The 24,936-nt window shown below is 44.7% G+C and carries 21 protein-coding genes and 1 pseudogene; 10 read left to right on the top strand and 12 right to left on the bottom strand.

Annotated features, from left to right (window positions below; genetic code table 11):
- Window positions 1–46 precede the first annotated feature (46 nt).
- The 5 genes from BFO_RS03805 to BFO_RS14355 all read right to left on the bottom strand — a co-directional run bounded on the left by BFO_RS03805 (window position 47) and on the right by BFO_RS14355 (window position 5,618).
- Entirely contained in the window at window positions 47–811 is a 765-nt protein-coding gene (locus BFO_RS03805) for a galactosyltransferase-related protein (protein WP_014224293.1), read from the bottom strand.
- Window positions 802–1,503, bottom strand: a complete 702-nt coding sequence (locus BFO_RS03800; protein ID WP_014224292.1) for a lanthionine synthetase LanC family protein — start codon at window positions 1,501–1,503, stop codon at window positions 802–804. The genes BFO_RS03805 and BFO_RS03800 overlap by 10 nt, the downstream gene beginning before the upstream one ends.
- Before the next feature lies 1 nt (window position 1,504).
- Window positions 1,505–2,818: an HlyD family secretion protein gene (locus tag BFO_RS03795; RefSeq protein WP_014224291.1), complete on the bottom strand. Its 1,314-nt coding sequence runs from the start codon at window positions 2,816–2,818 to the stop codon at window positions 1,505–1,507.
- 10 nt (window positions 2,819–2,828) lie between these two features.
- Window positions 2,829–5,033, bottom strand: a complete 2,205-nt coding sequence (locus BFO_RS03790) for a peptidase domain-containing ABC transporter (RefSeq protein WP_014224290.1) — start codon at window positions 5,031–5,033, stop codon at window positions 2,829–2,831.
- A 363-nt stretch (window positions 5,034–5,396) separates the two neighbouring features.
- On the bottom strand, window positions 5,397–5,618 hold the full coding sequence (locus tag BFO_RS14355) for a hypothetical protein (protein WP_052299228.1): 222 nt from the start codon (window positions 5,616–5,618) through the stop codon (window positions 5,397–5,399).
- Between BFO_RS14355 and BFO_RS14350 the strand changes: the two genes are divergently transcribed.
- The gene (locus BFO_RS14350) at window positions 5,617–5,856 is read left to right on the top strand and encodes a hypothetical protein (protein ID WP_052299227.1); all 240 of its coding nucleotides are present in this window, start codon (window positions 5,617–5,619) and stop codon (window positions 5,854–5,856) included. The two genes, BFO_RS14355 and BFO_RS14350, sit on opposite strands and share 2 nt — an antisense overlap.
- 171 nt (window positions 5,857–6,027) lie before the next feature.
- On the opposite strand, the gene BFO_RS14835 is transcribed toward BFO_RS14350, so the two are convergent.
- The 6 genes and pseudogenes from BFO_RS14835 to BFO_RS16565 all read right to left on the bottom strand — a co-directional run bounded on the left by BFO_RS14835 (window position 6,028) and on the right by BFO_RS16565 (window position 10,960).
- Window positions 6,028–6,681: a transposase gene (locus BFO_RS14835; RefSeq protein WP_244262945.1), complete on the bottom strand. Its 654-nt coding sequence runs from the start codon at window positions 6,679–6,681 to the stop codon at window positions 6,028–6,030.
- A complete protein-coding gene (locus BFO_RS03775; RefSeq protein WP_244262944.1) occupies window positions 6,597–6,965 on the bottom strand; it encodes a helix-turn-helix domain-containing protein in 369 nt (122 codons plus the stop codon). The genes BFO_RS14835 and BFO_RS03775 overlap by 85 nt, the downstream gene beginning before the upstream one ends.
- A 110-nt stretch (window positions 6,966–7,075) precedes the next feature.
- Window positions 7,076–8,013, bottom strand: a pseudogene (locus BFO_RS13995) (IS1595 family transposase).
- Window positions 8,014–8,107: 94 nt separating this feature from the next.
- Window positions 8,108–9,274 carry a TIGR04150 pseudo-rSAM protein gene (locus BFO_RS03765; RefSeq protein WP_014224287.1) on the bottom strand — a complete coding sequence of 389 codons (1,167 nt, stop codon included), beginning with the start codon at window positions 9,272–9,274 and terminating at the stop codon, window positions 8,108–8,110.
- 11 nt (window positions 9,275–9,285) lie between these two features.
- On the bottom strand, window positions 9,286–10,743 hold the full coding sequence (locus tag BFO_RS03760; RefSeq protein WP_014224286.1) for a radical SAM peptide maturase: 1,458 nt from the start codon (window positions 10,741–10,743) through the stop codon (window positions 9,286–9,288).
- A gap of 112 nt (window positions 10,744–10,855) precedes the next feature.
- Entirely contained in the window at window positions 10,856–10,960 is a 105-nt protein-coding gene (locus BFO_RS16565) for a hypothetical protein (RefSeq protein ID WP_394330000.1), read from the bottom strand.
- Between the two features lie 624 nt (window positions 10,961–11,584).
- Between BFO_RS16565 and BFO_RS03755 the strand changes: the two genes are divergently transcribed.
- From BFO_RS03755 to BFO_RS03735, 5 genes are all read left to right on the top strand, one after another.
- Window positions 11,585–12,346: a rhomboid family intramembrane serine protease gene (locus BFO_RS03755; protein WP_052299226.1), complete on the top strand. Its 762-nt coding sequence runs from the start codon at window positions 11,585–11,587 to the stop codon at window positions 12,344–12,346.
- 96 nt (window positions 12,347–12,442) lie between these two features.
- Window positions 12,443–13,375, top strand: coding sequence for an aspartate carbamoyltransferase (gene pyrB, locus BFO_RS03750; RefSeq protein ID WP_014224280.1), 933 nt, complete (start codon window positions 12,443–12,445; stop codon window positions 13,373–13,375).
- 12 nt (window positions 13,376–13,387) lie between these two features.
- The gene (gene pyrI, locus BFO_RS03745; RefSeq protein ID WP_014224279.1) at window positions 13,388–13,855 is read left to right on the top strand and encodes an aspartate carbamoyltransferase regulatory subunit; all 468 of its coding nucleotides are present in this window, start codon (window positions 13,388–13,390) and stop codon (window positions 13,853–13,855) included.
- 48 nt (window positions 13,856–13,903) lie between these two features.
- On the top strand, window positions 13,904–14,470 hold the full coding sequence (locus tag BFO_RS03740) for a flavin reductase family protein (protein ID WP_014224278.1): 567 nt from the start codon (window positions 13,904–13,906) through the stop codon (window positions 14,468–14,470).
- A gap of 4 nt (window positions 14,471–14,474) precedes the next feature.
- The gene (locus BFO_RS03735; protein ID WP_014224277.1) at window positions 14,475–15,200 is read left to right on the top strand and encodes a porin family protein; all 726 of its coding nucleotides are present in this window, start codon (window positions 14,475–14,477) and stop codon (window positions 15,198–15,200) included.
- A 23-nt stretch (window positions 15,201–15,223) separates the two neighbouring features.
- On the opposite strand, the gene BFO_RS03730 is transcribed toward BFO_RS03735, so the two are convergent.
- Entirely contained in the window at window positions 15,224–19,576 is a 4,353-nt protein-coding gene (locus tag BFO_RS03730) for a translocation/assembly module TamB domain-containing protein (RefSeq protein WP_041590647.1), read from the bottom strand.
- Between the two features lie 209 nt (window positions 19,577–19,785).
- On the opposite strand from BFO_RS03730, the gene tsaD reads away from it, so the two are divergent.
- The 4 genes from tsaD to BFO_RS03710 are packed head-to-tail and all read left to right on the top strand — an operon-like array spanning window position 19,786 to window position 24,923.
- A complete protein-coding gene (gene tsaD / locus BFO_RS03725; protein WP_014224275.1) occupies window positions 19,786–20,814 on the top strand; it encodes a tRNA (adenosine(37)-N6)-threonylcarbamoyltransferase complex transferase subunit TsaD in 1,029 nt (342 codons plus the stop codon).
- Window positions 20,815–20,846: 32 nt separating this feature from the next.
- Window positions 20,847–22,097 carry a competence/damage-inducible protein A gene (locus BFO_RS03720; protein ID WP_041590646.1) on the top strand — a complete coding sequence of 417 codons (1,251 nt, stop codon included), beginning with the start codon at window positions 20,847–20,849 and terminating at the stop codon, window positions 22,095–22,097.
- Window positions 22,098–22,148: 51 nt separating this feature from the next.
- Window positions 22,149–23,096, top strand: coding sequence for a homoserine O-acetyltransferase MetA (metA, locus tag BFO_RS03715; RefSeq protein ID WP_014224273.1), 948 nt, complete (start codon window positions 22,149–22,151; stop codon window positions 23,094–23,096).
- Window positions 23,097–24,923, top strand: coding sequence for a peptidase U32 family protein (locus BFO_RS03710; protein WP_014224272.1), 1,827 nt, complete (start codon window positions 23,097–23,099; stop codon window positions 24,921–24,923).
- Window positions 24,924–24,936: the final 13 nt, after the last annotated feature.

The raw sequence follows: 24,936 nt of genomic DNA, 5'->3' as shown, positions 1-24,936 counted from the left end.
AGGAATTGGAACTTTGCCATATCATCCGGGGTATCGATATCCATAATCACTTCCATGTTTGGATATATTTGCGAAGTTCTTCGGTACTCATCCGGCATACTTTTATCAGTTCATTCACGTTATTTCGATCTCTCTCATCGTATCCGAAGGTCGAATTGATCCCTCTCGGATGGTATAGATGAAACAGAGGACCGGAGCCCCGTTTCACAGGTTCCTCCAGAATCTCCATGCGTTTGACACGTTCGGCATCTTCAGGCCCCCATCCGTAAATGTTTTCATTCTCACCGCCGGCTTGCAGGTAACGCTGTTTATTTATGATAAATACTCCTCCGACAGAGGGACGGCCCAATAGAGGTATTAAGCTCTCTTCTTCACAGTTATTGATATAACGATATAGATTCTTTCGGGCGTTTATGCTATCCTCCGGAGATAAATAAAATGCCCGTCCGTCGTATGGTATACACATCGTAACCCCTTTCTTCACCCACTCAATCCCTGCCTTTAGCTGAGATACTGTCAGAAAAACATCCGCATCCCAAATCGCAACGATATTCGTCTCCGATCGTATAAGTAATTCATTTCTGTACCGGGTATAATGAAAAATGACATCCGTATCTTTTTGGAAATAATATTTTATTCTCTTATCTGTGTTCTTCAGAAAAAACTTCTGCTCTTCATCTACTTCCATAACCAAGATTGTTGCATAGGTATAGGAAATAAGATAAGGCAGGATTGCTCTCAAGTTTTCTTCCCGTTCCTTACTATCCATACGTACGGGAATGACAATCGTAAGTTCCGAGGTTATATCCATGACTTTAAAATTTTCAGTGATTCTATTCCCAATAATTCATACGGATCGGATATGCGACAGTTAAAATCAATCAGCTTCCGAAGACAAAGCCCCATCATCCGCTCTATCTTGTGGTTAAATACATCCAACCGATGCAATCGGCACAACAGGAAATAGGCATCGTTATAGTCATCTTCCTCTTTCGTTTTCAGCAATAACTCTTCTATCCAATCGATCAGATAAATCAGGTATTCTTTGAATTTAAGTGTTAGCATGCTTTCGTCATTGTCCGGTTTGTTCTTCAGTCGCCGGTATAAATAATATCCCACACCGCAAACGCCGTCTTGCAAAGGGAGGGATTCTATCGGTCTTCTGTCGACGATATTTCGTGCGACAATATCTATCTCCGCAAGAATTTCATCACTGTCTCCTTCGATGAATCCGTGTTCGATCATATATTCGATACCGCATCCGATCCCCAACAATCCGTCACCGTAAAAGAAAGAGGTTCGTTCGGCCAGTTGTTCGTAAACCGTATCCATAAATTCATCTGCCTGACGTTCGTAATTCTCCTCTCCCGTTATCCGGGCAAGATGCAGCAGATAAACGGCAATCCCCATTTTACCGTCCCAAAGGCCGATATTGGGGAAACATTTTCCTTTCTCTATCAGACGATCGGTATAATTCTTTAAGAACTCACGTTGTTTTTCCATGTTATTGTTGATTTTTTAATAATTTCTTTATCGGCATAAGGAGGCGTTCGATTAACCGCAAATCTTCGGTAATAATATCCGCACTTCCCAACATCTGGCGGGTGATGGGCAGCGTCTTTCCGTAATTCGTATCCATTCCTTTCGGAAAATCTATTTCCACCACATAAAACCCCTCTGCCGTAGGGACATTTGAAACACTCTCCACTCTCCCGATAAGATAACCGAACTCCTGGTCGGGAAAATTGTTGATGCGCACATTGACCCGTTGACCGACTTTTACTTTCCCTGCTCCCTGAACGGGTAGCAACGCTTTACCTTTGGGTTGGTCTTGTCGTGCGGGAATAACCGTGAAAACGGTTTCTCCCGTATTTACGTTCTGGTTGTTGCTCCACACGCCCATTTGATTAACCGTACCTGCAATGGGGCTTACCAACAAATAATTCTGCTCCCACGTTTTGATTTGCGCACTCAATGCTTCTACGGCATTTTGGAGCGATAGCCGGTATTTCCGTTCCAACTCGGTTGCCTGTTGCTGCAAATCGAGCAAATTCTCTTCTCCCTTCATCAATTGAACTTCCGACTGTTTCAATGAAGCGCTGAAGGAGAGATAAGACTGTTTGTTCTGCAGGAAACTGTTTTTGGAGATGTCATATTCATTCTCCGAAATAACGTTTTTAGACAAAAGAATAGAATCCCTGTCAAAGATATTCCTTGATGTCCGAAACTGTTCGCTCATGACAGGCGCCTGTTTGAGAATGCGATTATAATATTCTCTTTGAGTAACCAACTGCTCTTTTTGGGATGCGATCTTTTGAGGATAATAGTTCAGCGTTTTGTAGTTTCGATAATCATTTAAACTGCTTAAAAAAGAGGCGTAAGCAGCCTGAATATTCCCTAATGACAAGGAGGGGCCGTTAAAGAATCTTCGCACGGTTTCTTCCGAATATCCGTAGATATTCCATGCTTTCATCCTACTTATCAGTTCCAGCATGTCTTCGGTTTTTGCCGGATTTTGGATCACTGCCAATATCGCCTGACATTCAACCGCCTCATTGTTTTTGATAAAGATATCATCTATTTTCCCCGAAGAGCGGGCAATAATGCTGACGGGCGGGTCGGACGAGGTTACCGTTATTTCTGCTTTTATGGTGTCGGGGTATTTGAAAAACCAACTGCCGGTCAACAGAGCCATCACGATAACAAAAAGTGTGGTAATCCCCCATCGGAGAATCCACGGTGGAATTTCGCCCATAACTTCCTGCACCTCCTCGCTACGAAGCTCGATCTCTTTGTATTTCTTCTCTTCCTTTTCCATACTCCATTCGTTATCTCCCCAGCTCCAACTGATTTCTCACCAATTCATAATACTTCCCTTTCAATGCCGTCAATGTTTCGTGTGTACCTTCTTCAGCTACTTTACCTTGATCAAGCACCACGATCTTATCCGCATCTTTTACGGTACTTAATCGATGCGCAACCACCACAACCGTCTTACCCCTGTAAAACTCGTGCAGGTGTTTCATGATTTCTTTTTCATTATTGGCATCCAACGCGTTGGTGGCTTCATCGAGAAAGATAAATTCGGGGTTCTTATACACGGCGCGGGCGATCAGGATACGTTGACGCTGTCCTTGACTGATGCCGTTTCCTTCCATCCCGATTTTAGTGTTGTATCCCAACGGCAGAGAGTCGATAAAGTCCCGGATATTGGCTACGGTAACCGCATGACGCAGTTTCTCAATATCCACATAATCGTCGCCCACACCGATATTCTGTGCGATGGTGTCGGAGAATATAAATCCGTCCTGCATCACCGAGCCCGATTTACTGCGCCAGAGGTGCGGATTGATAACGGTCAGCGGGGTCTCACCGATTTTAATGCTCCCTTTATTGGGTTCATAGAAACCCAGCAAGAGCTTAATGAGGGTCGTTTTCCCGCTGCCGCTGGCCCCCACAATAGCCGTAACTTTGTTCTGTGGAATATGCAGACTGATGTCGTCCAATACATAATCACGGTCGGCACCGTCGTAACTGAACGACACGTTTTCCAATGTAATATCGCGTCTGTCCGGCAAAATCGTCAGTTTATTTTCAATAGTTTCCTCCTCATCTTCTTTTCCATGTACCTCATTCAACCGCTCTAAACTGATTTGAGCATCCTGGAATGAACGGGCAAAGCCGATAAACTGTTCCACCGGAGAGGATAACTGGCCGATAATGTAAGTGAGCGACATCATCATACCGAGTGTCATCTGTCCATCCACAACAGCTTTGGCTGCAATAAACGAAATAATGATATTCGTGGTTTGAGTAAAGAAGACTGAGCCGACTTGTTGCATTTGTCCCAAAGCTAACCCTTTAACACCTATCTTAAACAGCTTTACCTGGATTCGTTCCCATTGCCATCGTTTCTGCTTCTCACAATTATTCAGCTTGATTTCCTGCATGCCGGTGATTAGCTGTATGATATTACTCTGTTCTCCGGCGGATTGGGCAAAACGTCTGTGATCCAACTCGCGGCGATACCTCATAAAAGAGAGTATCCATACCACATACAAGGCATTACCGACAAGAAAAATACCAAGAACAACTAAATTATAATAAGCCAATACAAAAGCGAACACAAAGAAATTGACAAATGAAAAAAGCGTACTGATGGAATTGCCCGTAAGAAACGATTCGATACGTCCGTGATCACCGATACGCTGCATGATATCACCTGTCATTTTTGTGTCGAAATAGCGAAGAGGCAATTTCATCAATTTGGCTAAAAAATCCGAAATCAAGGCGATGTTTATCCGTGTATTCATATGCAGCAATATCCAGCTGCGGATAAACTCCACGGAAAGGCGGGCGATAAAAATAATGAGTTGAGCAATCAGAATCAGCGTGATAAAACTCATGTTACCGTCACGGATACCGATATCCACTAAGGACTGAGTGAGAAATGGAAAAATCAGTTGCAGAAGACTCACCACAACCATTCCCAGTATTAGTTGAACAAGCTCACTCTTATAAGGTGTCAAGTATCGTAGGAAATACCGGAGACTGCGATTACGGTTTTCTTTTTCATCCTCGCGATCGTAAAACTCCGGCCCGGGTTGCAGAAGCAGAGCAGCTCCTTTATCTTCGTTCTCTTTCTTTGTACTCAGCCAGCATTTTTTAAATTCCGCTTCATGATATGTAACTGATCCCAACGCGGGGTCTGCAACACGGATACGATATCCTTTTTTATTTCTTTTAACATCGTAGACCGTCACAAAATGGTTCTGATTCCAGTGTACGATGCAGGGCAACGGGGCTTCTTCCACCAATTGTTCGAATGAAATCATTACTCCCGATGTGCGAAACCCGATATATTCCGCAGCATCGCTTATACCCAACATGGAAACTCCTTCACGTGTAATAAACGAATGTTGACGGAGCGTTTCCAGACTATAATGCTTCCCGTAATGCTTGGCTATCATGCGCAAACAGGTAGGACCGCAGTCCATGGAATCAAGTTGAATGAATGTCGGAAAAGAGCTCATTCTTTTTCTTTTTTTAGTTTATGTGAATGTATGTTATTGATTAGGGTTCACTGAATTATACTCTATAAAGAGTTGTAAAAAATTCATTTCTGTCAACCCGGAGTTCTTTGTTTTCATATTCCTCATGTATACCGTCTCCAAAAATAACGGTCAGCATCCTTTGGATAAGAGAATGAAGAAACTTTCTTAGAAACTTCATCACGTTTTTCGTAAAATAGCATGCTGCAGTCCACGATGCTTCCGTATCAGGCATTTTGCCCTGTTATTGTTTGCCCTGTAAACCCGCTTACTCGTGCCAAAGGTGGTTTCTATCTTGTTGCGCTCCCCAACATTTTTAGCCATTTGTTCTTGATGTGCTGCAGTTTATTGTTCCTTTGGCGGCCATCTGAGAGGTTTGTCGCTTATCTTTATTTTCAACAGCTTCAATATCACCTGGTTCCTTCGGTTGAAGTAAATCTTGTCCGCTTCCACTTTCTTGGGCAGTAAACCGAAACGCCTCTTGTAATTCTTCAGGTGTATCATCAGATCCTCACATTCGTTGTAGACTTCGCGGCTGTGACAGTCGATGAAGGTATAACCTTTCATGATGCTTGCACCAATCTTTGCCCCGAACTTCACCTTGGCCTCGCCTCTGACTATAGGTCTTATGCGGTTGAAAGATGCTGACGATCTGCTCCGGACACCGGTGCTCGTCGTAGTAGAACATCTCCTTTTGTTGGTGATACATCTTCAGCACAGTGGTGAACAGTTTTCTATCTTGTGGCTTCAGCCCCTTAGAGTCTCGGCGGTCGAAGTCTCGACGATCAGGTTCAGGTATTCCTGATGATTGCGGTGGAGCCATGTCAAAAGATACTCCATGTACCCATGTATCTTGTTGCTATTAATATTGGAAAAACGCTTATTTCGGCTGAATGTTATCATTTAAACTAATTTTGTTAAGTAGTTCGTAAGAAATAATTTATACTAAGCCACATGGGCAAAATTGATATTGAGTTCATCCCCGATAGCCGCCAAGGCTCGGTTGGTTGCATAAAGCAGGGAGTCTGTGGAGAGATAATCCACAGCCTGAGCCATTTGCCCCCCCCCCGAGAATACGCCAAAGAGTCTGAGCAATATTAAGATGTGGGCTATAAGAAGGGAGAAAGAAAAGGAACAGCCCGCGTTTCTCCCATATGGGGTGAAGTTTTCGCATAAGCCTGCATCTGTGTACGCTTGCGTTGTCAAGGACTACAAACGTGTTTTTGCGGATACGGAGCGACATACGGTCAAGAAAGTCAGCAACCTTATCGGCAGTCATATTCTTAGTCATAGTGAATCCCTCATATCTATTTTTGCTGTCTATCATCCTGAATATGTTGAGCCAGAGACCTCTTTCGGAGGGGATGTAAACATCTTCACCGCGGAACTGCCATCCATATGACACATATCCCTCGGTACAGATATGGCTTTCATCTCCATAATAAAGGCCGATGAGACCCTCTTTCTCCTGTTGTACGAGTTCCTGCAGCTTCTCGGTCTTATACGCATAGAGTTGCGGCGAGGGTTTCCCCTTGGGACGTTTCCTTATGCGTCTATATCTCGCGCCAAGGCGGATAAAAAAGCCCTGAAGGTACTTTCGCTTGCTTCCTTGCCCGAAGCCTGTTGCCATGCCTCTTTCGCTTTCCTCACGCTCTGCTTGTCGTTCTCGATGGCTTTGCGTACAGCGTCCTCGTCCGAACAGTCCATTATCGGCTTTTGACCTCGTCCGGGACGTGTCTCCAACCCCTTGATACCCTCGGTCTCGAACCGCTTGACCCAGGAATTCACGGATATATGTGTCATTTCGGTCTGCTCCCCAACTTTTTTGGATGTCAGACCGTCGGCTTTCAAGAGTATGGCGCGGCAGCGCATACAGAATGCGTGGCTCTTGCCTTTGTGAAAGCCTTCCTCCAATTGCAGACGTTGGTTGTCTGTCAGTTCTATAACTTTGATCTTTGCGATAGTGGTGTTTCTTTATGTGTTTATGCATAGATACGCAAAAATTCTGATATAAATTAATATGATTATCCGCACTTATACCTAAACTCATTTCTATAGCTTACACAAGCTACGAGCAATCTTCCAAAGAGAGCTTCTCCCAAATATCGGCGATTAAACTTGTAACAGAATTCATCTAAGTAATTTTGTAAGAATTCGGGTTTGATGTCATGGAACGTATTTATCAACTGTCTCTTGGCATTGCTGATGGCGATATGGACCCAGGGCAAGACCTCGCCCACTTTCTCTTTGGGGATAACCTGAGAGCGGTGTCTTTAGGTACAAAATCTTTCAATTCCACATAAGAGGTAGAATGATCCGTGTCAACTTCCCGCACATCTGAGGCTAATTCCTTAACCGCCTTATTGATCGTTTCTTTCTTCAAGTCATCGATTACTTTCATTTTCAAATAGCCGACTCTTCGTGGTTTTTGACCGGTTTTCGGAAATTCAACCATTTCACTTTCTGCCATTACTAAAACTTTGCTTTTCTTTTGACTGCCACGTCCACGCTTCAAGGGCTTATCTTTTTCCTCTTGACTCATCTCTGTGGAAAAATAACCCTCATCCAATTCTATACAACCCGCAAGGACATATTCATCATCTCTTTTACCCATGGCCTCGCGAAGTTTGTGAACCATATGCCAAATAGGATGATAACGATTATGTCCCAATTGACGTTGGATTTCTTTGGCCGAAAATGTCTTTTTCGTTGACGTGAGCAGATGCATGGCTATAAACCAATAACGAAATGGAAGTTTCGATTTATGCATTACCGTTCCGCTTTTTAGCGTGGTGCGCGTTTTGCAGTGTTTGCATTCATATTGCTCCTTGTCTTTTTTCCAATAATGATCCGTGCCTCCGCATTTGGAACAAACAACTCCTACTTGGTCGCGATATGCCTTAAACTTTTGCTTGCAACTTTCTTCGTCCGGAAAGTGAGATAAAAAATCGATCAGTGTCATTGCCTTATTTTTTTGCAAAGATAATTATTTCTGGGCAAATATACGGATATTCATATAAATTAATTTTCAACATCTACTTAAACCATTCAATCTATTATGGTTGAGGTTTAATATGACAGAGGTTTGAGCGACCAAGGATTATTTCAAAAGTAGATGGAGAGGGACAAAGCCATTGATATATGCACCTATTACAAGGGGCTTGATCTCGGATACGAAACCAAGATTTTCCTTCATCCATTTCCTTTTGTACTATCTCGTAAATGCTGTGTGAAAAAATATTACCTAACATAGGCTGATTCACATTCGCATAGGCATCGCCATTTGGCATAATAGTAATTTTACCAAAATCATAAATGTTCATTGATTGGCGGATGAAAAAATCTTTAATAGATATAGTTGAAGATAAAATATCCTCTTCGCAAAGAAACACGTTTTTTTCAAAAAAAACAATATTATTCCCATTGTAAATTGGAGTTAACTTATATTTTTTTATTTGGTGTTTTTCTATTAATTCTTCAGTAATTAAACAATCTTCATCAGAAGAAACTTCAAACACATATTCATATGACAAATGTTGATTGAGTAATATTTCTTTTGTGTTTTTCCATTTTTTTGCATCTATTGGAAATCGGACTACTATTTTATATGCGAATGTGTTTTCTAAAACAAGTTGGATAGGTACGATATCTTTGTATGAACAGAATATATATTTGTTTGCAGATAGATGCCCTAAAGATGACAACAGTTCACGATGTTTTATAATATCCTTAATCTTTCCAACAAGATTAAAAACCGCCATATTAGGAATTGATCGTATAAGAGAAATAAGTTGCATTGTTTTTGTTGAAGAGTCAAAATGCAAACTGATTTCAAACAAATTTTCTAATATATTTTTGTTTTCACTAGAATAGATACTTTTCAATGTGACTTTTTTATCCAAATAATTATAATAGGGGAATAGCTGAACAGGTTTGCCTTTAGATAAATTTATATCTATAATATCACCCATAAACTTATCACGAAGTTGATTTATAAATAGATTAATATCCTTTTGATTGTACCTCTCATTGGTTAACAAAACAACACCGCAATTATCTTTTTGAAAGGTTTCACATAATAATTTTATTACTTCTGTTTTATCAGATTTTAAAATGGACCCATCTAATGTGTTGTACAACAATGCCTTGTTTTCGTGAAAGCCGACAAATACATAAGGTTCTATTGTAAACCAATAATTAATGGAAGAGTCTTTTAGCTCCATAAATCAATCATTTATATAGTTGTGTCTTTATTAAGATTTCCTACACTTTCTAATATATGGAAAAAATCATTTGGGTTTTGTTCAAAAAAAGAAAATTTACGACGCAGACATTCCCCAAAACTCTGCTGATCTTGAAAATAAGCACAAATCAAATCCTCTGTTTCCAATTTATCTAAATTATCAAAATGAAATACACAAGCTCCACAAAATTTGTAATTATAGCAATCTTGACAAATCTTTATGGAATGATCAAAATAATTGTTGTACTTTTTTGTTATTTCTTGAATGTTTAGTTGTATGTTTTTGTCGATACTTCCTAATGCATATTTAAAATTTATTTTTTCGCATGGTAATAACTTGTTTTGAGTGGTTAAAAAGATTTTGAGAGAGAACGGTAGACAGGTTCCAGTAGGAAAGAACTTTTCATCATGATTAAATAATGATACCTTATTTGAGATGTAGTGATTAATATTAAAATATTTTACAAACTCTATTAATTCGCGAAAAAAAGAGGTTTCATATCGCGTTGCAGGTATTTTAGATATAGTTTCATTTTGATACTTGTTTTCACTTTCCCGCTTGCTGCAAAACATTTTGTTGAATCTCTCTTTTTTGTTAGGCTTAATGTCTGTTGTGTTTAATTCTATGATTGCAGGGATTTTTTGATAATATGTGTGAATGTATTCGTAAATTTCTTTTACAGAGTTCCTGTCGTGTAGAACGGATATAAAATTTACATATTTTTCAAAGTAAATAGGATGATTTTGTTGTATGTAATTTATGTTTTTAATCACTTCTTTAAAGGAGTTTCTTTTGCTTCCGGCCCAACTCCGATAGCTATGATTGGTTTCATTACCGTCTATACTAATCACCAAATGTACTTTATTAGATACTAAAAAGTCAATATTTCTGTTTATTAAAGTTCCATTAGTGGTCATCGAATATTCAATATCAAGGTTCTTTTTTAAATTCAATTGGTTTACTTCTTTTACGATATGCTTTATAAAATCAATATTTAAAAGAGGTTCACCCCCATAAAAACCTATCATTAGTTTATTTTTATTGCTTTTAATTTTGAGATCAAAAATGTATTTGAGTAATTTTATTGCATTATCTACATCTATCTTGTTATGATTTCTTTTATCAGTTACTTGGTATAAATCGCCATACCCGCAATACTCACATTTTAAATTACATACATCCGTCACTTCAAATACAATCTGAGTGGTTTGTATGATGCTTTCCATTACGTTAGCCTCTTTTAGTCTTTCAAAATGAGGATGCTTAGCCTTATTAAAGAAGCCATGTTCTTTTAAATATGCGTATTTTTTTGAGTAATATAAGCAAACATCAACTTCTCCCATATGTGCTTTTTGTAATTCTGGGTGTATTAACATTGATAATCTGCTTTGATCATCATAAATATAGAAATTGTTATTCTCTGTAGAATGAATAAATGTTTGTATCATGATATGAATGTTATAAAATTATCGCCAATCGACAATTTCTATTACCAATTGACGATAATAATTACCCGTTTAAATCTTAAAGTGGATACTCATGAAGGCGTGCTGCATAAAATTACTTGCTTGCAGGTACTGCTTTGCACCAATACTCACGCGCTCCTCCTCCACCCATACAACTGCATTTTCCACCTTTTAGCATATTCATAATACGCCTATCCATTTCATTGTTACCGAGCTGATTCAGTTTAATCTTGCTCAAAATCTTCTTTTTCCCCATATTAATACAACAATTTATTGGTTAGTAAAAATCTTTTTGCAAAAATACTCTTTTAATGCATATATCTTCAATATATAAATATGTTATACAACATATGTAGGGCTTTTGTATGGCAAAAACGCTCTTATTAATTTGTCTGTCAATAAAATAACCCTGTTTTGCATCGATAAATAACAAAGAAAAAATACTGCCTAAGTGACTAAAACGTCCAAATCCTAAGATTAAGCAGCATAGCAGGTGCATACAAGCCATTCAGAGGCTTGTATAAAACAGAGATACTTTCCTCTTCGGAGACCCTGTTCGTATCATGCTCATCCGGCGCTGTTGCTGCAGAACAGGAGCACCATGCAATGCTTAACAACAGACCGCCTGCCCGTATCAATCTCATCTTTATTCTTGTATTTAAATTCCGGATGCAAAAATAAACGATTCAACGGAAATAACCGCATGCGGTACATAAACAAAAGAAAAAACAATTTTCGGCCATGCACAATGTACAATAGCGCGAGCCTTGTCCCACACTTGTGATCGTAGCGAGAATAGATTCGGAAATCGTATCTTTGTTCCGTGGTGGGAGACAATGGTACATTCGTGAAGGAAGGTAACGATAAGAAAGAAACACGACGCGCCGCGTTGTATGCAAGTCTTTTGGTCGCTGTACCCTGTGTGGTACATATCGTCAATGCGTGCTTCTCGCTGCGGCTGCAACGTTTTGGGCTGGCCCCGCATGATCTTCGAGGATTGTCCGGCATTCTTACGATGCCGTTGCTGCATGCGGGATGGGATCATCTGCTCTCCAACATGCCGCCGCTATGGGTGCTCACTTTCGGACTCATTTTGTTCTATCGTGAAAAAAGCCGGACGATTTTTGCTTACCTCTATTTGATGAGCGGATTGTTCACGTGGAGTATTGCTTCGGCCGGTTCCGTCCATATCGGAGCCAGTGGAGTGATCTATGCTTTGGCGGCGTTCCATTTCGTGACCGGCATGATCCGGCGAGTACCCCGGCAGATGGCTTTCGCCCTGTTAGTCGCTTTTCTGTACGGTGGATTCGTATGGGCATTCTTTCCTTCGCTTTACAGGCATACAACCATCTCGTGGGAAGGACATTTCTCCGGCTTGGTCTCGGGTATTGTTCTGGCGATCTATGTACGTCGTTGGGGCCCGCCGCCTCCACCCGATCCTTTTGAAGGCGAAGACGAAGAACCGGATGAAGATATGGAAGCTTACTGGAAGATACCCGACGAAGAACAGTCTTCCTCATCGGTTCCCGATGCTTGGGAAGGCGTCGGATTGTCAGAAACGGCTTCATTGGGCATATATCCGTAATGAGGCACGTATTTTTGCATACGAGAAACTTATTTTCACATCTTCGCAGCGGATCATTTTTTTTTCTTACATTTGTGGTCATACAATCATCCCGTTATGTTGAATAAAAGTTTAGTATCGATTGATCAATGTACGAAAGAAGATATTCTGCGTATTCTTGAGAACGCCCGGAAGTTTGAAGAAAATCCCGACCGCCGCCTGCTTGAAGGTAAGATCGCGGCCACACTCTTTTTCGAACCCTCGACACGTACACGTCTGAGTTTCGAGACGTCGGTGAATCGTTTGGGAGGACGTGTTATCGGTTTTCAGGACGCCTCGACCACCAGCTCGTCGAAAGGGGAGACCCTTAAAGACACGATTCTGATGGTCAGCAATTATGCTGATGTGATCATCATGCGCCACCATCTTGAAGGGGCTGCCCGTTATGCTTCCGAAGTGACGAAGGTACCTATCATCAATGCCGGTGACGGCGCCAATCAACACCCTTCGCAGACGCTGCTCGACCTCTATTCGATCAAAAAGACGCAAGGGACACTTGATAACCTGACCATCACGATGGTAGGCGACCTGAAATACGGACGTACGATTCATTCGCTGATTGTCGGCATGTCGCACTTCCATCCGACATTCCATTTTATCGCTCCGGAGGAATTGAAGATGCCGGAAGAACAGAAGCATTTCTGTCGTACACACGACATCGGGTTTCATGAACATACCGTCTTTTCGGAAGATATTATCAACCAGACGGATATTCTTTATATGACGCGTGTACAACGGGAACGTTTTACAGATCTTGTTGAATACGAACGGGTCAAAAATGTTTATGTTCTGCATAACAGGATGCTCGAACATTCGCGTCCGAATCTGCGCGTATTACATCCGCTGCCGCGCGTGTACGAGATCGCTTACGATGTGGATGGTAATCCGAAGGCGTATTACATCCAGCAGGCGCGGAACGGTCTTTTTACCCGCGAGGCGATTATCTGCGATGTGCTGGGCATTGATATAAAGACGAAAATCGACAATTAATCAGAGATAAAGATGTCAAACAAAGGTAAACGAAAAGAATTGCAGGTGGCCGCACTTGAAAACGGTACGGCGATAGACCATATCCCCCCGGCTCAATTGTTTAAGGTGGCCGAATTGCTTGGACTTGATAAGATGGACAACCGCATTACGATCGGTAACAACTTTGAAAGTAAGAAGATGGGATGCAAGGGCATGATTAAGATTGCGGATAAGTTTTTTGAGGAAGACGAGATCAACCGAATCGCACTTGTTGCACCGAATGTTGTGCTCAACATCATCCGAGATTATGAAGTCGTAGAAAAGAAATGTGTTCGTCTGCCCGATGAACTGATTGATATCATCCGATGCAACAACCCTAAATGTATCACGAACAATGAACCGATGAAATCACATTTCTATGTGACAGATAAAGAGACAGGCGCCGTCAAATGCCGTTATTGTGAACGTAAAACGAATCAGGAAGAAATTACAATTAAATAGTAAGTCGATGCCGGCTTGCGAGGAAATTTTGCTGTAAAACAAACGATTATGAAACAGGACTGGAAACCGGGAACTATGATTTATCCGCTACCGGCGGTGATGATTTCGTGCGGAAGTGATCCGTCGGAATATAATATTTTGACTGTAAGCTGGGTGGGAACAATCTGCTCGAACCCGCCGATGTGCTACATCTCGGTGCGTCCCGAACGCTTTTCATATCCCATTCTGAAAAAGAATATGGAATACGTGATTAACCTGACGACTCGTGATATGGCATTTGCAACAGACTGGTGCGGCGTTGTTTCGGGGAAGGACCATTGTAAATTCGAGGAGATGAAACTTACTCCCGGACGGGCTTCTATCGTTCGGGCTCCGTTGATCGAGGAATCGCCGCTTTGCATCGAATGCCGGGTCAAAGAAGTGATGAGACTTGGCTCGCACGACATGTTTATCTCTGAGGTAGTCAATGTGAAGGCCGATGAGAAATACCTTCATCCCGAGACCGGTGCTTTCGATATGCAGAAGGCAGATTTACTGACGTATGTGCATGGTAAATACTATGGAATGGGAGACTTGCTCGGCTTCTTCGGTTGGTCGGTAAAAAAGAAAAAATAAGCACATGAAGGTGTTTATCCTGTTGATCTTGAGTGTGATGTATTGTGTTTCGGCACTGGCGCAGTCACTTATCAAGCCGGATCATAAGGTGGTGAATATGGGAGTAAAGGTCGGGTTGCGGGCTTTACAGTCGGATATTTCATCGATTGACATGGATGAGGTCAGGCTCGAAGATATCCACCTCAAACACAATGTAGGTTATATGGCCGGTTTTCTGATACGGGTCAATGTCGACCGTTTTTTTATTCAGCCGTCTGCCTTCTGGAATTATTCGAGCGGAGACATACGGTTCGATGTGATTCGTCCCGCATCGGAGCAGACAAACGAATCAGCCGTGGAATTTCCCCAGTCGATGACGATGCAAATCAAATCGTTTGAAGTGCCTGTGGTGGTAGGCTATCATTTGATTAAACAACATCCGTATGTATTCAGCCTCATGGGGGGAGTCAAGTTAAAATATAACTACGACATACAGTTTACGGCGAACGGTCCGCATACTTCTTTTTCATATCGCGGAGACACCTCTCCTTATCATTGGGCGGCTTACACGGCGATGGAAGTACTGATTGGCAAACTGACTTTCGATATCGGCTATGAATGTGGCCTGAATCGCTTGCATTCTGATTTCGATCCGTTTTCATATCATTCGGGGGGAAGGGAGAAAGCCTCAGCGATGCGTATCAGCAAATACCTGAACGGGCTGAGCATGTCGGTAGGGATTCTGTTCTAAAAGAGAGCAGAAGGCTTGTTTACTTAAAACGTATTTGCGGTATGCTTTTTTCGTCTCCGGAAAATCTCCGGCAGCGTAGAGAAATCTTTGCGAAACATCAGCCCCACCCCCTGCCGGGTCGGTGACTTCATATTATACCGATAATACATGTCGTTGGCATGGCTGTACGCTTTCAGACGTATTTCGCCGGAAGGAGTCAGTTTATATTCCAGATCAAATTCTCCGACAAAAGCATTATTTTGAATGTAATTGTCGCGATAACCGAGATTCCCGTTAAACAACAACCGGTTGTTCAATAACTGACTTGAAAGAAGCATTTCCACTTCGGTGTCGGTAATACCATCCTGACGAGAGCGGATGTTCGTTCCGATCTGCACCTTATCGGTCAGACTGTTCAGGATGCCGGAGAGCTGCGACGACAAAGCCGAAGACGCCATGGCGCTGAACTCATTTGACCGATACGCATTTTTCGAGTAGTCCGGAGTGTAAAATTTGTTGAGCACAAGCAGGTAGACGATCTGCCGCGTCATCATATCTTCCGTACCGATGAAGGAACGTACTTGCCTCGCCAGCTCATGGCTTGAGTTCGGAAACTCCATATCGAACGAGATCGTCGGGTTTTGTAGTCGTCCGTTCAGTTTCAGCAGACAATTTACAGGGATGTTGCGTTGAGTGCCGCTTTCCAGTGCCAATCGTTCATCCAAATCCTGGATATTGGCTTTCACGTGATAGCTTGCATCCAGATTGAGCAGTGCATTCAGCGGGTCGCCACGAAAATCGATCCGGCTCCCTTCCCGAATCTTAAAGTCCTTGCGGATTAACTGTTGCAAGCTGAAATTGTAGTTTCCTTCGTGGATCGTATATCCTCCATACATGGTCAAATTACTGCTTGTTCCGTATTGGATTTGCAGATTTCCGTTTCCGTCGCCTTTTATTTTGTCACCGCTGACAGGGTCCATTATCAGTTCCAATTTGGCATCCGGGGTTATGTCGGCAACGATGTTGATGCGTATTTCCGTTCCTTCATTGTCACCTTCATTGGCAGACGGTGCAATGGCTCCCGTAAGGACGCTGTCTTTTACGGCCGGATTATCCTTAAAGCGGATAAAATCGTACTCTTCGGCAGAGGACCCATTGGCAAAGTTGAAGCCGACCTTCGTATTGCGGTCGCTTCGCATATTGGCGTTGATATGGATAAGTCGTTCGTTGCCTCGAAGACTGGCATTTCCCGTTCCGTATAAGACTCCGTAAATGTTGGGGTTTATTCTTTCCGAAGCATCGTATAACAACAGGTTGTTTGCTTTGATGTCGGCTGAAAAACCGAAATCCCGAAGGTGATGGTGTTGTACGGTAAAGTCGACAGCTCCCTTATTTCCATGTTTATCGTGAATAACAATATTTCGGCCTTCGATGGTGGTCGGAGTCAGAAATATCGAATCGGAAAAAGAATATGCCGTTTGAAGAAAATCGACTCCAATACGGCCATTCCGGATCAACGCCTTTCCTTTGAAGGAGAGGTCGGAGAAAGGTCCATATAGATGGAGGTTCCCATAGCAACTGCCTTCAAAGGTTTGGGTGAAAGAGCTGAGGTATGGACGTAACAGACCGATATCTAAATCTTTTGCATCGAAATAAAGAGAAAGTCCCTCTTTTTCGCCGACAGGGTAAATGTATCCGTTCACATCCGTCCATGTAGACCGGTCTTTGTAGATGGTGCCCAGCAGCAGGATGCCGTTCTGGTCGTTATCCCATTCGCTGAAAAGATTCAGGCGCCCCTGCACGACCCGGTTAAACGAAAAATCGTGCACTTCAAGATTGGTATTGATGATGCGGCTTCCGTAAAGATCATTCAGGCGGAAAGTTCCGGTAGCCCGTCCGCCGAATTGCAGAGCGGGAATGTTGACAATGTCGAAAATATAGCTTAACTCAATGTCGTTCAAATCGAGTGTGAGGGTTTCCTGAGGGCTGAAAGAAGAGATTGTCCCGTTGATTCGGAGGTACTGATCGCCTTTAGATAGATGAATGTTGTCTACGAATATCTTTTCTTTATCAATGGTGATGGAGGCCGGCCGGATATCCCAGGTGGAATCTTTGACGATGATTCTGTTTGGTTCGATAGAAATTTTCGAAAGCAGCCTTTGGCTTCCGTCTTCTTCCGTTATGGAAAATTGCGTGGAAGAAGAGAGGGCTATTTTAACTCCGTCTTTCCGGTTGTTTTCCAGTGTAAAAGAAGTCCTCAATCGGTCGTTGGCGGCATCGGCCTTGATGTGGATTTGATTCCGAGAGCCTTTCTGTTGCAGTTGAGTCGTTCGTATTTCTGCCTCCATAGCCCCATTCGGATTGTTTAACACGACTGAGCCGTTTTCGAAGATCGATTGGGAAATCTTAAGCCGAGGCAATGAAGCATCAAGATAAAACCGACCATTTGGGCTATCGCAGCGCCCGCAGATGTGCGACGGAGCTAACAAGGCGACCGGGAGTTTCAGCGCTTTAGAGAGTTGCTCGGTATTCTCAATGTTCATCGTAAAGGAATAGCTGTCTACTCTGGTAGGAGCGCTTGGTGGGAAGGCCGTGCTCAGCGAAGGAAGATAAGGACGAACAAGATTCGCTATGGAAGGAAGAAGGTGAGTAAAAGAATAGGACCCGGTGATTTCTCCTTCCAAAAGGTCCGAAGAGACCGTCAGTTTCCGTTCGGAGGATACTCCTGAGGCCTGAATGCGTGCCGTATTCAGCAGAAAAGTATCGGAACGTGTCAGGAACGTCAGACTGTCGATGGTGATCTGTCCTTGGAAGTTATCGATATGGTTGCCGATGATGTTGCTGTTTACTCGAAACGAAAGTTCGGGCGAGTCATATTTTTCGATGAGGTGCAGTTTGTCCGGACGGAAATGTTCCAACGTGGCGGAGAAATTGAATTCTGACTGTTCTCCGTTGCTTTTGAAGAGCCCTTCGGCATGAAGTTTTCCGTTCGGGTCATCGATGCGGATGGTACCGTTGAACTCTTTCGGACGGAAGCCCCCGGAAAGTGAGATATTTGCGTACGTATACTTCTCGTATTCAAACCGGTCGATTTTGGCCTGAACGGTGCCGGAAAATGCACCGTTGGCCGGCTTGGAGGCATCCAACTCCGCATTGAATTGAACTTTTCCATAGGGACTATTTTCGTTGAACAGAGGTGCGATATCCAATTCGGAAGATGCGATTTTACCTTTCAGATACGTCGCAGATCGGTGTTCCTTCTGCTGTCCGACGAGCAGATCCATTTCAAGCGATCCGATGTTGGAAGACAGCTTCCCGAAAGCCACTAACTGATCGATAAATCCGGAAATTTCTCCGGTAAAACGGATCATCCCGAGCCGGTTGATGGGGGCAGGAAGCGAGACGGGCGTTTCTTGAAAGTTATGGATGAGCCGTCCTAAGTTTTCTGACGCCAGTTGTAAGCTGCTTACCTTTCCGAATAAATAGCTTTTTTTCGGATGCCGGATATTTTTCAGGTTCATCTGTGCTTTCAGCGATAGGGTACGGCCCTGCGTTACTGTTAAGTTGTTAATTGTCAGATTGTCGACTGTTCCCGATGCGGAAGCCGACAGCCGGAAAGGCTCCGAAGCATGTTGAAAGGCCGGCACAAATGCGGACAAATCTCTGAGACTGATTTGAGAAGGTTCGATTTGTATCGCTAAGGGGGCTTCTGTCTGTCCTTTCAGCAGTCGGTCGATGCTGCTTCGGACGGAAGCGCCGGCAATATGCAATTGTGTCTGTGGCAAGAGTATCTTTAACTGACGAACAGTAACACTGTCCTGGTTACCGGTTACGAAAGCGGATAACTTATTCAACCGGAATCCCGATCGTTCTTTCATACTGAGTTTATGAATCTCTACCGAAAAGGTCGGAGCGTGCAAGGTCGGCAATACTATTTTTCCGTTGATGTCGTCTAAATGAATATGTCCGGTACTAAATCGATTATCCGGAAAGGGTACATTAAGCACATCATATCTCAGTCGCCCCCGACGAATCATAATTGAATTGATTTTTAGGTTTATACTCGTTTTGGAGAGCGTATCTTTTGATGCAAAGGCATCCATAACAAATTGAAGGTTTAAAGGACTGTCGGGCGTCTCCCGTTCGATGTTCAGCGAGAAACCAAACAGGCGGACAGTCGTGAAAACCCATTGTCCGTGGAGTAACGGCCAGATTTTGAATCCGGCCGAGATATGATCAGCTTCAAACATCTTCTGTCCGTTTTGATCGTCGATTGAAACATCTCCCAACACGAGACGGTTTAACCATTCGATATCGGCTCTGCCTACGGTAACGGGCGCGTGGAGCAGGGCGGAGAGTTCTTTCTCCGCCTCCGATGCAATCCTCTCCTGTACCATCGGGATATGCAGTAGCAATGCGGGAAACGCATAGCCTATCCACCCGATGATGAGTGCTGATATAACGATGTATTTTAAAGCTTTAATATTGCGATCTGTTTATATGAACGGCCTGAAAATCAAATTTAACTCACAAAACTAATCATTATCGCCGTAGATTTTGTTATTTTGTACCCTAATTTTCGTTAAGCGAAACCGAAGACTTTAGTATGACAAATAATAATGTAACGATATTGGGGATTGAATCTTCGTGCGACGATACATCATGCGCCGTGATACGTGACGGGGTGCTGCTTTCGAATGTGATTGCAGGTCAGGCAGTACATGAGGCGTATGGCGGTGTTGTGCCGGAGCTTGCGTCGCGGGCGCATCAGCAAAATATTGTACCGGTCGTTTCGGAAGCGATCAAACGGGCGGGCATTGACAAATCGGAATTGAGCGCCATTGCTTTCACGCGCGGGCCGGGCTTGTTAGGCTCGTTATTAGTAGGCACTTCTTTTGCCAAAGGACTGGCTTTGTCGCTGGGGATTCCAATGATTGAGGTCAATCATTTGCAAGCTCATGTGTTGGCACATTTTATCAAGCAGTCTCCCGAAGATCACGATCACCCGTCATTTCCTTTTATCTGTCTGTTGGTGTCCGGAGGAAATTCGCAGATTATCAAGGTGGATGCCTACGACCGGATGGAAGTGGTGGGCCAAACGATCGACGATGCTGCCGGAGAGGCGTTCGACAAATGTGCCAAAGTGATGGGGCTGGGTTATCCGGGCGGGCCGGTCGTCAATCGGCTGGCGAATGAGGGCGACCCGAAAGCGTTTGTTTTCAGCAAGCCGCATATTCCCGGATACGATTACAGTTTCAGCGGATTGAAAACATCGTTTCTCTATACGTTACGTGATGAGTTGAAGACGAATCCCGATTTTATCAAACAACGGAAAGCCGACCTCTGCGCTTCGCTTCAGGCTACGGTCATCGACATCCTGATGAACAAATTGCGGAAGGCTGTCGATGATTTCGGCATTTATGAGGTTGCTGTGGCCGGAGGGGTTTCGGCCAACTCGGGTCTGCGCGATGCGTTTCATGACCATGCCCGTCGGTTTGGCTGGAAGATTTACTTGCCGCCGAACGCTTTTACGACCGATAATGCGGCGATGGTGGCCATGACCGGATATTTTAAATATTGGGATCGGATCTTTTGTCCGATGGATGCTACGCCATTCGCGCGGGTGGAATTGTAGTCGGGGAAGCGAAATCTTAATTGTACAAAGAAATGACTGTAGAGATTATAACGATCGGAGATGAACTGCTTATCGGACAGGTGGTAGACACGAATTCGGCATGGATGGGTTCGCTATTGAATGATAACGGATTCGAGGTGGTACATAAGACGGTTACAGGCGATAAGGCAGAGAATATCGTATCAGCCGTCAATGCGGCAGGATGTCGTGCCGATGTGATTTTGATTACCGGAGGATTAGGGCCAACCTCGGACGACTTGACATTGCACGCTCTATGCGACTGTTTCGGCGCATCGTTACGTTTTTCGGAAGAGGTGTATGTCCATATTGAAAAGATTTTCTCACGTCGGAATTTGACGATGAACGAACTGACCCGGAATCAGGCTCTGGTGCCCGACAAAGCGACTGTGATTCGGAACGAAGCAGGGACAGCTCCCTGCACATGGTTCGAGCGCGACGGCAAAGTCTTTGTTTCGATGCCCGGTGTTCCGGCCGAGATGAAGTGGTTGATGACGCATGAAGTTATTCCCCGTCTGAAAAAAAGATTCCGTCAAGATTTGTATATCAAGCATGATACATGTTGGGTGACGGGGTATACCGAGTCGGCTTTGGCAATTGAATTGGCCGATTTTGAGAAGCGTCTGCCTTCGTTTGTAAAACTCGCTTATTTGCCGCAGGCCGGTATCATCCGTCTGCGACTGTCGGCATATAGCCGGACGTCGGAAGAAGCGGAAACAACGCTTGCGGCTTTGCGGAAAGAGCTTGAACAGAGATTGCACGGACAGATCAATCCGGAAGGAGACAAGGATATCGAAGTCCTGGTCGGTGAGCGTCTGCGTGCGCGAGGACAGACGGTCGGAACGGCTGAGAGTTGTACCGGCGGTGCCATTGCCGCGGCGCTGACATCTGTAGCCGGAAGTTCGGACTATTATGTGGGCGGTGTGGTGTCATACTCGAATGCATTGAAACATAAACTTCTGAATGTCTCCGAAACGGATCTGGAGCGGTACGGGGCTGTCAGCCGGCCGGTGGTCGAGCAGATGGCACGCGGAGCCTTGCGGGTTTTGGGCTGCGATTATGCGGTGGCCACTTCTGGTCTTGCGGGGCCGGGAGGCGGTACGGCGGAGAAGCCCGTTGGAACGGTATGGATCGCTGTCGCTCACGGAGACGATGTCGTTTCCAACGAATTTCGTTTCTCGAACGTTCGTGATCAAAATATTCGCCGGACAGTGAACATGTCTCTGCTTATGCTGTTGAACGAGATGAGAGATCGTCAACCATAGCGTCAATGGACTCTGCCGATATAACCGTTTATATAATTCATTCAATATTTTATGCCGTTAAACTTACCTCCTAACTTACCGGCCATTGAGCTGTTGAAGAGAGAACGGATATTCGTGATGGATTCGTTACGGGCAACGAAGCAGGATATTCGTCCGTTGCGTGTGATCGTGCTCAATCTGATGCCGTTGAAGGTTACAACGGAAACCGATCTCGTACGATTGCTCAGCAATTCGCCTTTGCAGATCGAGTTGGAGCTTATGAAGATCAAGGGACATACCCCGAAACATACTCCGATCGAGCATATGCGTGAGTTCTACAAAGACTTTGATGAGATGCGCGAGTGTTTTTATGACGGGATGATTATCACCGGCGCTCCTGTCGAGCAGATGCCTTTCGAGGCGGTTACCTACTGGAATGAGTTGACGCAGATTCTCGAATGGGCTCGGACACATGTTACTTCTACCTTATATATATGCTGGGCGGCACAAGCGGCCTTGTATCATTTCTACGGAGTACCGAAGCATGACTTGCCCGCGAAGCAATTCGGTATTTTCCGTCACACCCTGAATGATCCGTTTCTCTCCATTTTCCGGGGCTTTGACGATGAGTTCTACGTCCCCCACAGTCGCCACACGGAGGTGCGACGCGAAGATATCATGCAAGTTCGTGAGTTGAAAATCCTTTCCGAGAGTGAGGAAGCCGGTGTTTACATGATGATGGCACGCGGAGGACGCGAGTTCTTCATTACCGGTCACTCGGAGTATGCGCCCGATACGCTCGACGGCGAATATAAGCGCGATGTGGCCAAAGGATTACCTATTGAAAAGCCTGTCGGTTATTATACGGACGACGATCCGTCGAAGCCCCCCTTGGTGCGTTGGCGCGGGCATGCGAACTTGCTGTTTGCCAACTGGCTGAACTACTATGTCTATCAGGAGACTCCTTTTTGCGCTGCCGACATCGGCCGGCTCGGAGATTTGTCGTGCCCTAATGCCTGAATGATGATCGCTCAACCGATAGAATTACTTGCGCCGGCCAAAGACCTGCACTGTGGGAAGGAGGCTGTGCTTCACGGGGCCGATGCCGTATATATCGGTGCGCCGAAGTTCGGCGCGCGTGCGGCGGCCGGTAATTCGCTCGACGACATCCGTGCGCTGTGTGACTTTGCTCATATATATAATGTAAAGATTTACGTTGCTCTGAATACGATCCTTAGAGACGGGGAGTTGACGGATGCGGAACGGATGATCCATCGGCTTTATGATGCCGGTGCAGATGCTTTGATTGTGCAGGATATGGGGATTACACGTCTCGATATCCCGCCGATTCCGTTGCATGCGAGTACGCAGATGGATAACTGTACTCCTGAAAAAGTGGCGTTTCTCGGCCGTATAGGCTTCGAGCAGGTGGTGTTGGCGCGTGAGTTGACGCTCGAAGAGATACGGGAGATTGCCGCGCATGCCCCGAACGTGACGCTCGAAGCGTTTGTGCACGGTGCATTATGCGTCAGTTACAGTGGTCGCTGTTACCTGAGTCAGGCGCTTACGGGGCGCAGCGCCAATCGTGGTGCCTGCGCACAATGTTGTCGCCTGCCTTATACGATGGTTGATGCGGATGGCAAGACGATCGCATCCGGTAAGCACTTGCTTTCACTGCGCGATATGAACCGCTCGGACGATCTCGAAGCGATGCTGCATGCCGGCATTACGTCGTTCAAGATCGAGGGACGCCTGAAAGATATGTCGTATGTTAAGAACATCACGGCATTTTACCGTCGCCGCTTAGATGTCATCATGGCCAAGTATCCGATGTTCTTCCGCGCTTCTGCCGGACGTTCGTCTTTCACGTTTGAACCATGTCCGGAGAAGAGTTTCAACCGGAGCTTTACGGGATATTTTCTGCACGGTCGGGAGGCGGAGATCACGTCGTTTGATACGCCTAAATCGATCGGTGAACCGGTCGGAACGGTGAAAGAGGTGCAGGGACGTTCGTTGACCGTATCGGGATTGAAGCCTTTACATAACGGCGACGGCCTTGTCTTCCTCAATGCACGGGGCGAGCTGGAAGGATTTCGCGTGAACCGAACGGAAGCTCATCGCATCTTTCCCGCTCAGATGCCGTCCGTAAGATCGAAGACGGTTCTATACCGCAATTTCGATCATGATTTCGAGGCGGTGCTGGCGAAGCCGTCGGCCGAACGTAAGATCAAGGTCACGATGGAATGGAGCGATTGTCCCGCAGGGTTTGCTTTGACGATAACGGACGAGACGGATGCTTGCGTAACCGTCGTTCGGCCGTTTGCGCATGAGTCGGCACGGAAGCCGCAGTCCGACAATATCCGCATGCAGTTATCGAAACTCGGAGAGACACCGTTCGAGGCCGAAGATATTACGGTGACGATGCGCGAAAACTATTTCGTGCCTTCATCGTTTTTGGGCGAGATGCGTCGCGAGGCGGTAGAAAAACTGCTCGCCGTGCGTCGGATTCGCTATCCCCGTCGGTATGCCAAGCGTCCGGTGTGCAATGAAACCGTTGCATTCCCTTCCACGACGCTCGATTATACGGCGAACATTTATAACGCACAAGCCGAAGCGTTTTATCGCCGGCACGGCGTGCAGCGGCTTGAGCGTGCATACGAAGAAAGACCGCTTGACGGCGTTCCGCTGATGTACACCAAACATTGCCTGCGTTACAGCATGGGTTGGTGTCCGGTGCATCACAAACGGAAATCGCCGTATAGAGAACCTTTCTACCTCAAATATAAAGACACCTCTTTAAGGCTTGAGTTCGATTGTCGGCGTTGTGAGATGCGGATCGTAAAGTAAGCGGGACGGAGAA

It is taken from the genome of Tannerella forsythia 92A2 (genome assembly GCF_000238215.1).
GTDB lineage: Bacteria > Bacteroidota > Bacteroidia > Bacteroidales > Tannerellaceae > Tannerella > Tannerella forsythia.
This window is presented reverse-complemented; position numbering and strand designations above follow the sequence as displayed.